Annotated in this window: 11 protein-coding genes; 9 read left to right on the top strand and 2 right to left on the bottom strand. The window is 64.9% G+C overall.

Translation table 11 applies throughout. From position 1 onward, the window contains the following. Positions 1–447: 447 nt before the first annotated feature. The gene (locus EPL00_RS19120) at positions 448–1143 is read left to right on the top strand and encodes a hypothetical protein (RefSeq protein WP_135853961.1); all 696 of its coding nucleotides are present in this window, start codon (positions 448–450) and stop codon (positions 1141–1143) included. A gap of 263 nt (positions 1144–1406) precedes the next feature. Here the strand turns inward: EPL00_RS19120 and EPL00_RS19125 are convergent, their stop codons facing one another. Further along, positions 1407–1724 (bottom strand): RPA12/RPB9/RPC11 RNA polymerase family protein, encoded by a 318-nt coding sequence (locus EPL00_RS19125; protein WP_135853960.1) that lies wholly within the window; start codon positions 1722–1724, stop codon positions 1407–1409. 688 nt (positions 1725–2412) lie between these two features. Between EPL00_RS19125 and EPL00_RS19130 the strand changes: the two genes are divergently transcribed. From EPL00_RS19130 to EPL00_RS19160, 8 genes are all read left to right on the top strand, one after another. Further along, the gene (locus EPL00_RS19130) at positions 2413–2607 is read left to right on the top strand and encodes a hypothetical protein (RefSeq protein WP_135853959.1); all 195 of its coding nucleotides are present in this window, start codon (positions 2413–2415) and stop codon (positions 2605–2607) included. Between the two features lie 187 nt (positions 2608–2794). Then, the gene (locus EPL00_RS19135; RefSeq protein WP_162224274.1) at positions 2795–4558 is read left to right on the top strand and encodes an ABC transporter substrate-binding protein; all 1764 of its coding nucleotides are present in this window, start codon (positions 2795–2797) and stop codon (positions 4556–4558) included. A 7-nt stretch (positions 4559–4565) separates the two neighbouring features. Then, positions 4566–5591, top strand: a complete 1026-nt coding sequence (locus tag EPL00_RS19140; RefSeq protein WP_135853957.1) for an ABC transporter permease — start codon at positions 4566–4568, stop codon at positions 5589–5591. Continuing rightward, positions 5588–6700, top strand: a complete 1113-nt coding sequence (locus EPL00_RS19145; protein WP_135853956.1) for an ABC transporter permease — start codon at positions 5588–5590, stop codon at positions 6698–6700. Before EPL00_RS19140 ends, EPL00_RS19145 begins: the two co-directional genes overlap by 4 nt. After that, positions 6697–7755: an ABC transporter ATP-binding protein gene (locus EPL00_RS23675; protein WP_202932700.1), complete on the top strand. Its 1059-nt coding sequence runs from the start codon at positions 6697–6699 to the stop codon at positions 7753–7755. Before EPL00_RS19145 ends, EPL00_RS23675 begins: the two co-directional genes overlap by 4 nt. Beyond that, a complete protein-coding gene (locus EPL00_RS23680) occupies positions 7752–8828 on the top strand; it encodes an ABC transporter ATP-binding protein (protein WP_202932701.1) in 1077 nt (358 codons plus the stop codon). Before EPL00_RS23675 ends, EPL00_RS23680 begins: the two co-directional genes overlap by 4 nt. A gap of 16 nt (positions 8829–8844) precedes the next feature. Continuing rightward, positions 8845–11625: a glycosyl hydrolase gene (locus tag EPL00_RS19155; RefSeq protein ID WP_135853955.1), complete on the top strand. Its 2781-nt coding sequence runs from the start codon at positions 8845–8847 to the stop codon at positions 11623–11625. After that, positions 11622–13862, top strand: a complete 2241-nt coding sequence (locus EPL00_RS19160; protein ID WP_135853954.1) for a glycoside hydrolase family 3 N-terminal domain-containing protein — start codon at positions 11622–11624, stop codon at positions 13860–13862. Before EPL00_RS19155 ends, EPL00_RS19160 begins: the two co-directional genes overlap by 4 nt. 21 nt (positions 13863–13883) lie before the next feature. Here EPL00_RS19160 and EPL00_RS19165 read toward each other — a convergent pair whose 3' ends face one another. Then, positions 13884–14972 (bottom strand): TrmB family transcriptional regulator, encoded by a 1089-nt coding sequence (locus EPL00_RS19165; RefSeq protein WP_135853953.1) that lies wholly within the window; start codon positions 14970–14972, stop codon positions 13884–13886. Positions 14973–14999 lie beyond the last annotated feature (27 nt).

Below are 14999 nucleotides of genomic sequence, written 5' to 3' on the forward strand. Positions count from 1 at the left end.
ACCATGCTGGGTGGCAAGGTGCATTTCGGACTCGACATACAAGAAATATAAAAATGTCGAAATTATTGTTTCAGTATTATTTTCCTGTAGCGAACCGGACTCTCAGTTTCGTCCCGACGAGTGAATCTTCGCGGTGTTCGTTTCCTCGGCAGTCCACAGCACTTCGTGGGGGGCGACGCCCAACTCGTCGCCCACGTCCGCCGAGATCATATTCTGGATGCAGCGGTAGCCGTCCTGTGGCTTTACCGTATCCGGGACTAGCTGCGTACTACACGTCAACTGAAACTACCAAGGTCGTTATGAAATTCAGGCCGAGTAACAGAGTAGCTCGGTTTTTGTTCATAATAAGCACGGTCTCTGACCAAAGCTATCCCATCATACTTCATGTATATTTAAATAAGTAAATTTCGTTATAGTTTTCGCGATCAGCGTCTTACAGTCGCCTTCATGGTACACCTCCCGGATTTCCGCTACTACACCAAATGGCACGACCACGGTAACCGAAAGCAATACGAAGCCCCCGCGGAGCCTTGGAGCCAGATTTACGTCGACCCGACCGACCCCGAGCGGTTGGCCATCGCTCCTCTACCGTGGGGTCTCGGACGCGTGCGAGGCGGCGACTGGGACTCCTCCGAGAACTGCCGGAGTCTCACCGACAACCGAATGTACGAGGGACTCCGCCAGCACTTCGAGGAGGACCGGGAATGGGAGGAGACAGTCTACCACGACTGGGTGGCGGAGTCCATCGAAGACGAGGGGCACTTTCGAGGGTACGAAAATCTCGAAACGGTCGTCGAGGAACGCTACCCTGCCGTCGACGCTCTCTACGAGCGCATCCGCGAGGAGGGCTACCGGCCCAACCACGGGACTATCTACGATACTCCGGAAGGAATCGAGGGAATTCACGAACTCGACCCGATGGTGCTGGTCGGCAGTTCGGGCGAGCTAATCTGGACCGAAGGCTTTCATAGGCTGTACTTAGCACGCTTCTCAGGAATTGACGAGATTCCGGTGTACGTACTGCGTAGGCACGCGGAGTGGCAGCGTATCCGCGACCGAATCGCTGCCGTCCCGGATGGCGAAGTGCCCGCCAACCTCGGCGAGTACAGGAATCACCCGGATGTCGAGGACGTAGTCGGGTAACGACAGGGGTTCACTCCCATCTCTCGCAGGGTTCTTCCCACCGGATCGGATCGCGGTCGTTGTCGATGTACGTTCGGTATTCGGTACGAAGTTCCCGCCAATTATTCGGTGTTCAGCTCGCGAACCCGTTACGTTCAGAATTTGTACCCTACTACGGTCGAACCGCCAATCCTGACGGAGAAGTGCTACCGTAACCCCGAGATTTGAGAGTCCGATGTGGCGGTCTGTACATATTTACGCGGCGGGGTTCGCGAGATGCGCCGTCAGGACTCGCGCCACTTGTGGCCGCACTCGACGCAAGTGAACAGCCGAACTTCGTAGGAGCCGCCCGGCTTCGGCAGCATCTCGTAGTAAGCCCGGTCGCTGTCGCAGTCGTCCGCCGGACAGGACTCCTGCATCGTCTCGGTGGAGCCTTGGGTCGCGTCGGCCACGGCGGGTGCCCCGTCGTCCTGCTGTCCATCTTGGGTCGTCATCGCCGCTTCCGCTTGCGAATCCCGCGACTCCTCGTTCTCACAGGAGCGACACACCCACGTGTCGCCCTCCGTGTGCATCATCGAACCGCACTCGTCACAGAATTGCATATAACGGAGGAATACACGGTTGCGGATATATGTGTTAACTTCCGATGCGTCGTGGCTTTCAGGCAACTGCTCGTGCCGACCGTGCCGAGTTATCGAAGAGGAGACAGGCAACGTTCGATCATGTCCGACATCTATCGACTGGCTACGGAGTGTAATAAACACGGCCCGAAATCTCGGGACGAAGGTGAATGTCAGTGTCGGAGTCCTCGGGATTCGAACAGGAGTATTCGAGTTGACGTACTGGGATGCCACATCGAGAGCGTCCTGTCGAAGTTGCTCGGCGGCGTACTCGTGAGACGGGTCTTTCCGACGCCCGAAGGCCGAGGAGAAGCGTGGTGTCGGTGGGATTGCCGTCGGTGAGCGGCGCGAAAATTTCGGTGAGGTAGTGACTTCGGCGTCGCGGCGTTCGACCTCTCGGGGGACGAAGCCAGTCCGGAGAATTCGAGTATCGGTTATCGTCGGCTGTGGTATCAGGTTCGCGGGAGTTGAGCAAGTGGGTGGTTTCCGGAAGTCCTAGAAGCGAGTCGAGTCGGGACGCTCCGGGGGCGGTGAGAGCGAACACCGCCGGTGGCGACGGAAAACGTATCAACTACGTGTTTATTCTGCGGGTGAAACGGCCTCGGAGCCAGCGACTCGCGACGAGAGCGAATGGCGGAATACTCTTACCGGTGGCTCTCACAGGGCCTGTATGTCCCGGAGCGTCCTCTCCGTGCTGTTCGCGCTCGACGCGATACTCCTCGTTCTCCTCGCTATCGGATTCCGGTTCACCGAACCTGGAACGCCGGAATACGCGATTTCGCAGGTGACGCTCGGTATCCTCCTACTCACTGGAGTCGCCATCGCGATCGCTGCACGCCGGGACCTGCCGTTTCTCGAACCCTGACGCCGGCCGGTCGCGCCGTCTTCTCCTCGTCGCTCGTCGCCCGCTAAGTGTAAGCAAAAGTATTTATTGAGTGCCTACACCAAAATTATCATGAAAAATATGTATATATAACGGTGTGTATTATCATGGTATGCCCCCTCAGGACACGGGACATAGGCGGAGAGTACCTCGAAAGACGCGCCGACGCGTGTTACAATCTATCGGCGCGGCCAGCGCAGTCGGTCTCGCCGGGTGCGCAGGGTCGAACGAAGACGCCGTGGAAGGAGACCAGACCGAGACGACGGCGTCCGGAACCGAGGGCGTGACCGACACGACGACCCAAAAGTCGGACTCGCTCGAAATGACCGACGAGACGTTCGTCACCGCGACGACGAACGTTCCCAAGGACATGCAGTTCAACCCGTACGGACAGAAGTACCCCGACCGTGCGGCGCTCGCGCTGTTCGAGAACCTCATCTACGTCAACGAGGCGACGAGCAAGTTCATGCCGGGCGTCCTCGAATCGTGGGACATCAGCTCCGAGTCGGTGACGCTGTCGGTCCGCGACGGCTTCCACTGGCACAGCGGCGAGGAGGTCACGGCCGAAGACGTTGCGTTCAAACTCAAACTCGAGATTCACGACGGTGCCGCGCTCAGCAATATCGTCGCCGCCGAGAACGTCTCAGTCACCGACGAATCGACGCTCGAACTCGGACTGAAGCGGGCCGTCGCCGACGAGGTGTTCCTCTACTCGCTGAAACCCATCGCACTCGACACGCCTCCGGCGGAGTTCCGAGAGTTCTTAGAGGCGTACGAATCCGACGGCGAAGCCCCCGGTCTCACCGAGAAGACTATCGAAGAACCGAACGGGACGGGTCCGTTCGCGTTCGTTCACGCCCGCAATCAGGAGTTGCTCGCCGAACGCGTCGAGGACCACCCGGACGCGGATAAAATCAACTTCTCCCAGTTCAAGTGGAACTACCTCCAGTCGAATCAGAAGCAGTGGCAGGCGCTCCGCACCGACACCGTCGACGGCATCGACAACGTGTTCACGCCGAGCAACATCGCACAGTCCTACGGCGACCACGTCCGGGAGATTCAGATGCCCGCCAACTGGGGAATGGGCATCATGTTCAACCACGACCACGAACACTACGGCCAACAGAACGTCAAGCAGGCGATTCAGTTCGTCATTGACCGCGAGAAACTCGCACAGACCGCGGGCGAGAAGATGCACGTTCCCGTGGAAGTTCCGTGCGGTCTCCCCGGTAACTTCGACGGCAGTTACAAGGAGTGGCTCGGCGACTCGCTGTCGGACTTCGAGCGGTACGAACCCGACACCGACCGCGCAGCGAAACTCCTCCGAGAGGCCGGGTTCTCGAAGGACGGCGGGACGTGGACCGACGCGAACGGCAAGACGCTGTCGTTCCCGTTCAAGATTCCCTCCGGGTGGAACGACTGGACCGCCGGCGGCCAGTCCATCGTGCAGGACCTCAACGACTTCGGCATCGAGGCGTCGCTCAACCCGAGTCAGTCCTACTGGGGCGACATCTACGGCAATCAAGAGTACAGCGTCGCCGGTCTCGGCTGGGCCGACGGCAAGCTCTATCCGTACTTCTCGCTCAACAAACTGCTCAACGGCACCCGCTCGCGCGACATCCTGAAGTTCCCCCGTTCGGCCGAGGTGCCACCCATCGGGAACCCGGACGGCGAGACGCGGACGGTGGAGTTCGAAGCCGAGCTACAGAAACTCGCTAGCCTGACCGGCGAGGAGGCCAAGCAAAAGACCCAGGAGCTGGCGTGGGTCATCAACCAGCATCTCCCGATGGCTCCGCTGATGGAGAAGGTAGACCAGTCGTGGGTCACGACCGACGACTGGAACACCACCACGAGCGACGACGAGGACGCCATCGTGGATTGGCCCCAGTACTACCTCCCCCGTGAAGGGAAGCTGACCGCGAAGCCGGAGTGAGTCTGGGATGTTCGGTTACTTCGTCAAGCGGACGCTACAGGCGGTTTTCACGGCATTTTTCGTGGTGACGCTCTCGTTCGTGCTGGTTCGACTCATGCCGGGGAACCCGGCCGACCAGCTTCGCGGCCAGCTCATCCGTAACAACCCGGACCTTTCTCAGGAGGAAATCAATCGCCGGGTCGCCAACTACATCAACATCGACTACAGCCAACCGCTCCACGAGCAGTATTTCGCGTACGTCTCCGGCATCCTTCGGGGTGACCTCGGTCACTCGGTCAGCCAGAACGCCCCCGTCTCGGAGATTCTCGGGCAGGCGCTTCCGTGGACGGTGTTCGCGTTCTCGGTCGCCATCCTGCTCATGTTCGTTCTCGGCATCTCTCTCGGAGCCGTCATGGCCTACAACGAGGGAAGCCGGTTCGACGTGAGTACGACGGGACTCGGTATCGTCCTCAACTCGACGCCGAACTACGTGACCGCGCTGCTGTTCCTCTACGTGTTCGGCTTCACGCTCGGGTGGTTTCCGACGAGTGGGCACATCTCTTCGAGCATCGTGCCCATCGTGGACCCGTTTCGACCGGTCGCGACGGCACAGTTCGTCGCCAGCGCGGTGTACCACGCAAGTCTGCTCGTCGCCACCGTCGTCATCACCGGGTTCGGCGGCGTCGCACTGGCGATGCGGGGCAACAGCATCCAAGTGCTGGGCGAGGACTACCTGCGTGTCGCGCGACTCCGCGGCCTCTCGGACACGCGAATCGCGTTGCGGTACGTCGCCCGCAACGCCGTCCTCCCGATGTACACGGGACTGCTACTGGCGTTCGGTGCCATCATCGGCGGGTCGGCCATCCTCGAACAGGTGTTCACCTACCCCGGACTCGGCTACTACATCGTCGCCGCGGTCGAAGCGCGCGACTACCCGCTCATGATGGGCGGGTTCGTCCTCATCACGCTCGGGGTCGTCGTCGGCGCGTTCATCGCGGACCTGACGTACGGACTCGTGGACCCCCGCGTCTCCACGGGAGGTGACGCCTCGTGAGCCAAGGCAATCAGTCCGAGACCCAGCCGGTCGGCAGTGGCGGGTTCGGAACCGTCGCCGACTCGTCGTTGAGCCGCGGCGAACGCTATCGCCGCGTCCTCGACCTCTGGCTCGTCGCGCCGCTCCGCGTCGTCTGGAACGACGTTCGCGCTCGCATCGGAGCCGCGCTCGTCGTCGGATTCCTCGTAATGGGCGTCGTCGGCCCCGCGCTGGTCGCCGAACCCCGCGTCGGACAGGCACCGCTCCTCGTCGGTCCCTTCGAGGGCGGTCTCGTCGGCGGAAGTTGGTACGAAGTGACGAGTACGTCGCTGTTCGGTGTCTCCGTGCCGTGGGTCGCGGTTCACTGGCCGCTGGGCACCGACAACGTCGGTCGCGGGATTCTCGAACAGGTCGTCCACGCGACCCCGCGCATGCTCACGATGATTACCACCGCCGGGCTGTTCGTCACGGTCCTCGGGACGAGCGTCGGCGCGCTCGCGGGCTACACTGGCGGTCGACTCGACCAGTTGCTCTCGACACTCATCGACATCGTGATGACCCTGCCGGGACTGCCGCTGTTGCTCATCCTCGTCGCACTGCTCGAACCGAAGAGTCCGGTCGTCCTCGGCATCGTCCTCTCGCTACAGGGCTGGGCTGGCATGGCTCGCGCCATCCGCTCGCAAGTCCTGACGATTCGGTCGACCTCCTACGTCGAGGCGTCGCAAGCGATGGGGCTATCCACGCCCACCATCGTCGCCAAGGAGATCGTCCCGAACATCATGCCGTTCGTGATGATAAACATGGTCAACGCGATGCGACAGGTCATCTTCGCGTCGGTCGGCCTCTACTTCCTCGGTCTCCTGCCGTTCTCGGAGGTCGTCAACTGGGGCGTGATGCTCCAACTCGCCTACTCGAACGGCGGCCTGCTCACGGTCGACGCCGCCCACTGGCTCCTCGTGCCGATGGTCGCCATCATCCTGCTGTCGATGGCGCTCATCCTGTTCGCGCAGGGGATGGACCGCGTGTTCAACCCCCGCGTCCGGGCGCGGCACGCGGAGACGACCGAGGGGAGCGGCGACGAGCCGACCGACACGTCGGCTCGAACCGCCTCGCTCGGAGGTGAGCTATGAGCCGGACGCCCGCGTCCGACGCCGAGGCTCGTCGGTCCGGCGACGACGATGTCGTCCTCGAATGTCGGAACCTCTCGGTCTCGTTCGGGATGGACCGCGGGACCTCCTACGTCGTCAACGACGTGGACATCGACATCAGACGCGGCGAGATTCTGGGCATCGTCGGCGAGTCCGGCTCCGGGAAGTCGATGTTCGCCTCGGCGCTGTTGAACGCCGTCGTGGACCCCGGACAGACCGACGGCAGCGTCACCTACTACCCGCGGGAGGGCGACCCCGTGGACGTTCTCGAACTCGACAAACAGCCCCTGCGGAGCCTCCGCTGGGCGGACATCTCGATGGTGTTCCAAGGGGCGATGAGTTCGTTCAACCCGACGATGGCGTTCCGCGAACACTTCGTGGAGACGCTGGAAGCCCACGACTACGACGTGGCCGAGGGCATGGAACGGGCCGAGGAGCTACTGGCGGACCTCTATCTCGACCCCGAGCGCGTCCTCGATTCGTACCCGCACGAACTCTCGGGCGGGATGAAACAGCGCGCGCTCATCGCGCTCTCGCTCGTCCTCGAACCCGAAGTGCTGGTGATGGACGAGCCGACGGCGGCGTTGGACCTCCTCATGCAGCGGTCCATCGTCAGCCTGCTGTCGGACCTGCGCGAGAAGTACGACCTCACGATGGTGTTCATCACTCACGACCTGCCGCTGGTCACGAAACTCGCCGACCGCATCGGCGTCCTCTACGCCTTCGAGTTCGCCGAGGTCGGCGACACCGAGGAGTTGGTCCACGAACCGCGCCACCCCTACACGCGCGCGCTGCTCAACGCGGTTCCGAACCTCGACGCGCCGCTCTCGGAGATGCGGCCCATCTCGGGGTCCGCGCCCGACCCGGTGGACATCCCGGCGGGCTGTCCGTACCACGAGCGGTGTCCGATGGCGACCGACGAGTGTCGCGAGCGCAAGCCACAGACGGAGGCGGTGTCCGAGACCCACGAGGTGGCCTGCCATCACTGGCCCGACGTGGACGAGTACGTCTCGCTGGCGACGGAGGGCGAGCGATGAGTACCGACGAGACGGTCCTCTCGCTCTCGGACCTCGAAGTTCACTTCGAGAAAGAGGACAGCGGACTGAACCCGTTCGCGGACCGCGAGACGGTTCGCGCCGTCGATGGCGTGAGCCTCGACATCGGGGCGAACGACGTGGTCGCCATCGTCGGCGAGTCCGGGAGCGGGAAGACCACGCTCGGGAAGGCCGCTATCGGTCTCCAAGAGCCGACCGGCGGCTCGGTCAGCTACCGCGGCCAAGACATCTGGGAGGCGAAGGGCTGGCGGTCGGACTCCTCGATTCCCCACGACGAGATTCGCCGGTCGCTCCAGATTATCCACCAAGACCCCGGCTCGGCGCTGAACCCGAACCGGACGGTGCTGTCGTCGCTGGCGGCCCCGCTGAAGCGGTGGGAGCCGTCGCTCGGTCCCGAGGACCGCGAGGCGCGCGTCCTGCACTTCATCGAGCGCGTGGGGATGACGCCGCCCCACGACTACGCGAACCGGTATCCCCACCAGCTCTCGGGCGGCGAGAAACAGCGCGTCGCGCTCATTCGGGCGCTGTTGATGAACCCCGACCTCATCCTCGCCGACGAGGCGGTCAGCGCCTTGGACGTGAGCCTGCGGGTCGAGATGATGGACCTGCTCCTCGAACTACAGGCGCAGTTCGACACCTCGTTCCTGTTCATCAGCCACGACCTGTCGAACGCCCGGTACATCGCCGAACACGCGGGCGGCAGACTCGGCGTGATGTATCTGGGCGAACTCGTGGAACTCGGCCCCGCCGAGGAGGTCCTCCGGAACCCCCAACACCCCTACACGAAGGTCCTGAAGTGGGCGACCCCGGAACTCGGTCGCGACGACGGCCCCAGCGAGCCGCCGGTGCGCGAAATCGACATCCCGGACCCGGTGAACCCGCCCTCGGGCTGTCGGTTCCACACGCGGTGTCCGAACGCGACCGAGGAGTGCCGCGAGGCGGCACCGTCCGAGACGCTCGTCGGCGACGAGGAGCGCCACCGGGTCGCGTGCTACCGGGCGACCGACGACGGAGCCTACTGGGATAGTCCCCCGCTCGACGGGGCGGAACGATAACCGTTCAGACTCCCCCATGACAGACGAACACGCCACAGACGACGCGAACGCGCCGGACGAATCTACGACGAAAACCGAACGGACGACTCACGAATCGGCAATCCACGAATCAGCGACTCACGAATCGGCGACGGACCGCTCGGTCGGTCGCCGCCGCTATCTCTCGGGCGTCGGCGCGTTCGGGACGGTCGGACTCGCTGGCCTCGCGGACGCCCGCGAGGCCACCGGAGACGACTGCATCGGGCGACCCTCGGACGACGAGAACGAGGCTCCTCGGGTCGCATCGAGCGTGGTCGGCGTCGGTGCCGGAAGCTACGCGACGACCCTTCCCTCCGGCGAGGAGTCCCCGCCCGAACGGGTCTACGCCACGGGCGACCTCTCGGCTCCGTATCCGACGAACGACTGGTGGAGCAGCGTCCTCTTCGCCCAGTACGGGTCGGCGATGTGGGCACACCCGCTGGTCGGCACGCCGACCAGCGAGGGTCTCGACCTCTCGCACCCGACCGAGTGGACGTTCTCGAACGTCTCGGGCGACAAGAACCGAGGCAACGTCGCCGAGATGGACGACACCACTGACCTCACCATCTCGACCACGGGCGGGTCGTTCGCCGACACCCAGTGTGCGGGCTACGGCGACTGGCACACCGAGGTCCGGTGGGGTGCGGGCGACTCGACCACCCCGACACTCGACGTGACGCTCGCGCAAGGTTCGCCGTTCGCCTTCGCCGAGGTGACGGGGGCGGACGCCGAACTCTCGTTCGCCGCGACGCCGACCGTGTGGGCCGACAGCGGGAATCTCCTCGGACTCTCGGTCAACGGCCACCACTACGGCGTCTTCGCTCCGAGCGGAGCGACGTGGAACGGCCTCGGTTCGGCGACGCTGACGAGTGGTCTCGGTGGAGCGGGGTACGTCGCTATCGCCGTCCTCCCCGAGGCGACGACGACGGCGCTCTCGCGCTACGAGTCGTACGCCTACAACCAGATTACCGGCACGACCGTCTCGTGGACCTACGACCAGAGCGCCGGTGAGGTCCGGACGACCCACATGTTCGAGACGAACGCCCGCGCCGAATCGAGCGCGACCGGAACCATCGCCGCGCTCTACCCCCACCAGCACAAGCACACCACCACCGCGCTGGACGACGACACGTTCGTCTCCCCGCGCGGGACGATGCGGACGACGACGGGCTCGTCGTTCGAGACGGTGCTCGACCTCCCGCCGGACCTGCCGTATCTCCCGGACGTGGGGTCCGTCGAGCAGAGTCGCCTCGCGGGCTACGTGGACGACGCCGAAGCCGAATCGCCCCTGATTCGCGCCGGACCCGACGCTCCCGGCGACGGGACCTACTGGACGGGCAAGAACTACGAGCGCCTCGCGCAGTTGCGGCCCATCGCCGAACAGGTCGGCGACTCGGCGGCCGCCGACGCGTTCGCCGCGGCGCTCCGCGACGACTTGGAGACGTGGCTCGACGCGACCGTCTCGGGGGCAAGCGACTCCGAGGATGTCTTCTACTACGACGACACGTGGGGGACGCTCGTCGGGTACAACGACTCCTTTGGCTCCGGTCCCGAACTGAACGACCACCACTTCCACTACGGCTACTACGTCACGGCGGCCGCCGAAATCGCTCGGCGAGACCCGACGTGGGCCGACGACGCGAACTGGGGCGGGATGGTCGAACACCTGATTCGGGACTACGCCAACCCCTCGCGGACGGACTCGATGTATCCGTTCCTGCGGAACTTCGCGCCCTACGCCGGTCACTCGTGGGCCGCGGGGAACCCCGCGTTCGACCTCGGCAACAACCAAGAGTCCTCCTCGGAGGCCGTCAACGCATACGCGGCCGTCCTGCGCTACGGCGAGTACACCGGGAACACCGAACTGCGCGACCTCGGGGCGTACCTAATCGCCCACGAGACGACCGCAGTAGACGAGTACTGGTACGACGTGGACGAGGAGAACCATCCGGCCGACTGGGACTACAGCTACGCCGGGATGGTCTGGGGCGCGGGCTACAAGTACGACACGTGGTGGACCGACGACGTGGAGGCGATTCACGGCATCAACGTCCTCCCGGTCGGCGGCCACTCGCTGTCGCTCGGCCGAAATCGCGCGGCGGCGGCGGCGACGTACGACGAACTCGTCACGGCCAACGGCGGCGACAGCTTCGACTACTGGCCCGATGTCCTGTGGTCGTATCGCGCGTTCAGCGACCCCGCGGACGCTCGGTCCCTGTTCGAGGCCAGCGCCGGGTCGTACCCCGTCGAGTTCGGCGAGTCGAAAGCCCACACCTACCGATGGGTGACGGCGATGGAGGACCTCGGAGCGGTCGAGGCGAGTATCACCGCGGACGCACCCCTCGCCGCCGTCTTCGACGACGGCACGACGACGACCTACGTCGCGTACAACGCCGACGACACCGCGACGACCGTCGATTTCTCCGACGGCACGTCGCTGTCGGTTCCGGCGAACGAGTTGGCGACGACCAGCAGTGACGACTCCGGCGACTCGGGCGGTCCGACCGTCGAGTCAGTGACGACGACGACCGACGCGAGGGGACCGTGGACCGACGCCAGCGTCGATTGGGCGGTGGCAGACGCCGACGGCGACCTTCGGTCGGTGGCCGTCGAACTCCGCGACAGCGCGGGAACGACCCTGGACACCACGACGACGACCGTCTCGGGTAGCACCTCGTCGGGGACGACCGACCTGCGGACCCGAGACGCCCCGGAAACGGTCGCAGTGACGGTAACAGATGCAGCGAACAACGAAACAGCCACGACAACGACACTATGACGAGACAGGACACCCAGACCACGCAACGAGACGAGAGCGACGCAGAAGTAGAGACCCTCCTCGAGGAGATGACGCTCCGGGAGAAGGCCGCGCAGTTGGCCGGCACGTACGTCGGGACGATGGGCGAGACCCGAACCGTCGAAGACGCCAAGGCGTCGGTGCGCGACCACGGTATCGGGTTCGTCACGCCGTTCGGCTACGGCGCGTCGCCGCATCGGGACTCGACGGAGGTCGTCGAGATAGCCAACGAACTCCAACGAATCGCCCGCGAGGAGACCCGCCTCGGAATTCCGGTGTTGATTCCGGTGGACGCGATTCACGGCCACGCCTACGTCGAGGAGACGACGGTGTTCCCGCATAACATCGGCGTCGCGGCGGCGCGCGACCGCTCGCTCGCCGAGGAGATAGGGACCGTCACCGCGACAGAGGCCGCCGCGACCGGTGCGGGTCTCACCTACGGGCCGACCTGCGACGTGGCTCGGGAGCCGCGCTGGGGGCGGACGTTCGAGACGTTCGGCGAGTCACCGTATCTCTGTGGCGAACTCGCCGCCGCGAAGGCTCGCGGGGTCGGGGCGGCGACTGCCGACGTTGCCGCGATGGCGAAACACTTCCCGGCGTACGGCGGCCCCGAGCGAGGCGAAGACGCCTCGCCGGTCGAGCGGTCGGTCTCGTCGCTGTACCGCGAGTACCTCCCGCCGTTCGAGAAGGTACTCGCCGAGGGCGTCGAGGGAGTCATGCCGAGTTACAACTCCATCAACGGGGAGCCGTCTCACGGCTCGTCCCACTGGCTCTCGTCGGTCCTGCGCGACGAACTCGGCTTCGAGGGCTACGTCGCCTCCGACTGGAACGGCATCAACATGCTCCACGAGAACCACAACGTCACGAGGAGCCAGCGGGAGTCCATCCACCGGTCGTTCACCGCGGGCGTGGACGTACACTCGCTGGGCGGAGCCGACCACGCGGACCACCTCGTGTCGCTGGTCGAGGAGGGCCGCGTCGACGAGTCGGCCATCGACACGGCAGTCCGGCGGGTCCTTCGGCTCAAGTCGGACCTCGGACTGTTCGAGGACCCCTTCGTCGATGCGGCGTCGTCCGCCGAGACGCTGGGGGACCAATCCCATCGGAAGGTCGCGCTCGACGCCGCGCGAAAGTCGATGACGCTCGTGCAGAACGACGACGACCGGCTCCCGTTCGACCCCGAACTCGGGGAGGTGCTGGTCACCGGCCCGAACGCCGACGAACTGACGAGCCAAGTCGGCGGCTGGAGCCTCAAGGAGGACGACGAACTCGACGGGACGACGATTCGGGAGGGAATCGAGTCGGTCACCGGTCCCGAGACGACGGTCCGCCACGAACGGGGTGCCGGTATCGACGAGGGCGACGACCTCGACGCGGCGGTCGCGGCGGCCGAGGAGGCCGACGCCGCGGTCGTCGTCCTCGGGGAGAACTGGTATCTCCACGAGTTCGGCCCGCAGGACGTGAACGGGCCGACCGACCAGTTCCCGAACCGCGCGCAACTCACGCTGCCGGCGGCCCAGCGCGACCTCCTCGAAGCGGTCCACGAGACGGGGACGCCGACCGCGCTCGTCCTCGTCTCGGGGCGACCGCTGGCGGTCCCGTGGGCGGCGGACAACCTCGACGCCGTCCTCCAGGCGTACTACCCCGGCGAGGAGGGCGGGCTGGCGGTCGCGGAGACGCTGTTCGGGCGGAACAACCCGAGCGGGAAGCTCCCGATTTCGGTCCCGCGGTCGGCGGGCCACCTCCCGGTTCGACACGACTACCTGCCACACCCCTACCCCATCGGGGACGACGAACACCTCCCGTCGTACGACCCGCTGTGGGAGTTCGGCCACGGCCTCTCGTACACCGACTTCGACTACCGAGACCTCTCGGTCGCCGACGAGTCGCTCGCCGCCGACGAGTCGGTCACGGTCTCGGTGACGCTGGCGAACACCGGCGAGCGCGCGGGCGAGGAGGTCGTCCAACTCTTCGGCGGCCGGGAGTACGCCTCGGTCGTCACGCCGGTCGAGGAACTCCTCGACTTCCGGCGGGTCTCGCTCGACCCCGGCGAAGAGACGACCGTCGAGTTCGACGTGTCGGCCGACGCCTTCGAGGTCGTCCGTCCCGACGGCACCGGTCGCTTCGAGTCGGGACCGCTCTCGCTGCGGTGTGAGTCGCTCGACGCGTCGCTCGAAGCGGTCGCAGACGAATCGCCCGAAGCGGTCGCCGACGACTGACCCGTCCGGTGAGGTCGCCGGTCACTCCGCTCGGGCGAGCGGCGTCTCGCCCGCGTCGATACCGACCAGCGAAATCGTCCGGACCTCGATGTCTTCGAAGACCGCGCCCCACCCGCCGAGGGTGTAGGTCTCGTCCCCCGCGTCGAGCGTGACGACCGTGAACGCCCCGAGGTCGGACAGTGCCGCCCGCCCGCGCTTGCGGTGGTCGCCGAGAAACGAGATGTCGGTCACGGTTCCGTCCATCGCCGTCTCCGATTCCGTGGCCAAGTCGATACCCTCGATTCGCACGCGGAGGTCGTACTCGTCCACCAGTCGGGAGCAGTCGCAGACGAACTCCTCGAGGGTCACGTACGTGAACCGGTCGCGGTCGTCCGCGTAGACCGTCGGGTAGAGGTTCCAGAGGCAGGTCAGATAGTACCAGTGGAACACGAACGGGAGGATGCGGTCGTAGACGAGAACGCCGTAATCCTCGTCCGAGCGCGTGTTCGGCGCGAAACACGTCCGATGACGGTCGATGACGACGAGAAACGGACCCGGAATCGAGCAGACGCGCAGTTCCGAGAGCGCACCCTCGGGGTCGAACTCCTCGGGCGGTAGCTCCCCGTCGTTGGCGTAGACGGACGCCCGGACGATTACCCCGCGTTCGCGGGCCTCGCGGAGCGCCGGGCAGAGCAACTGTATCTGCTCGTACGTGCCGGCGATTTCGACCACGGTCTCGGCGTCACCCACGAGGTCCTGTGCGTTCTCCACCGCGGTCTCGACGCGCTTCGTGACGCCGATTCTAGCATCCATCTGCACCGGCTCCCGGTACCGCTCGTGGACCTCCTCGGCGGCGTCCTGAAGCAGTTCTCCTCGGGATTCGAGTTCGCCGACCAACTCGTCAGGTTCGGACGGTCGCGCGTAGAGTTTCTCCCGCTCGATGGTCTCGGCGTACCCCCTCGACTCCAGACTTCGGAGAACGTCGTACACCTGCGAGACGGGAACCGAACTCTCCCGACCGACCTCGATGGCCGGTGCGACACCCATCTCCAGCAACGTGAGATATGCATCGACCTGATACGACGTGAGATCGGCGTATTCGAGTGCCTGCGTGAGAATGTCTCTGTCCATACCGAGACACAGTGGGCACCGTCACAT

Origin of the sequence: Halorussus salinus (assembly GCF_004765815.2) — an archaeon.
In the GTDB taxonomy this organism is placed as follows: Archaea; Halobacteriota; Halobacteria; order Halobacteriales; family Haladaptataceae; genus Halorussus; species Halorussus salinus.

Coding starts and splice junctions, on each gene's coding strand:
- EPL00_RS19120 (WP_135853961.1), top strand. CDS start 448: ATGGTACACCTCCCGGATTTCCGCTACTACACCAAATGGCACGACCAC.
- EPL00_RS19125 (WP_135853960.1), bottom strand. CDS start 1,724: ATGCAATTCTGTGACGAGTGCGGTTCGATGATGCACACGGAGGGCGAC.
- EPL00_RS19130 (WP_135853959.1), top strand. CDS start 2,413: ATGTCCCGGAGCGTCCTCTCCGTGCTGTTCGCGCTCGACGCGATACTC.
- EPL00_RS19140 (WP_135853957.1), top strand. CDS start 4,566: ATGTTCGGTTACTTCGTCAAGCGGACGCTACAGGCGGTTTTCACGGCA.
- EPL00_RS23675 (WP_202932700.1), top strand. CDS start 6,697: ATGAGCCGGACGCCCGCGTCCGACGCCGAGGCTCGTCGGTCCGGCGAC.
- EPL00_RS23680 (WP_202932701.1), top strand. CDS start 7,752: ATGAGTACCGACGAGACGGTCCTCTCGCTCTCGGACCTCGAAGTTCAC.
- EPL00_RS19155 (WP_135853955.1), top strand. CDS start 8,845: ATGACAGACGAACACGCCACAGACGACGCGAACGCGCCGGACGAATCT.
- EPL00_RS19160 (WP_135853954.1), top strand. CDS start 11,622: ATGACGAGACAGGACACCCAGACCACGCAACGAGACGAGAGCGACGCA.
- EPL00_RS19165 (WP_135853953.1), bottom strand. CDS start 14,972: ATGGACAGAGACATTCTCACGCAGGCACTCGAATACGCCGATCTCACG.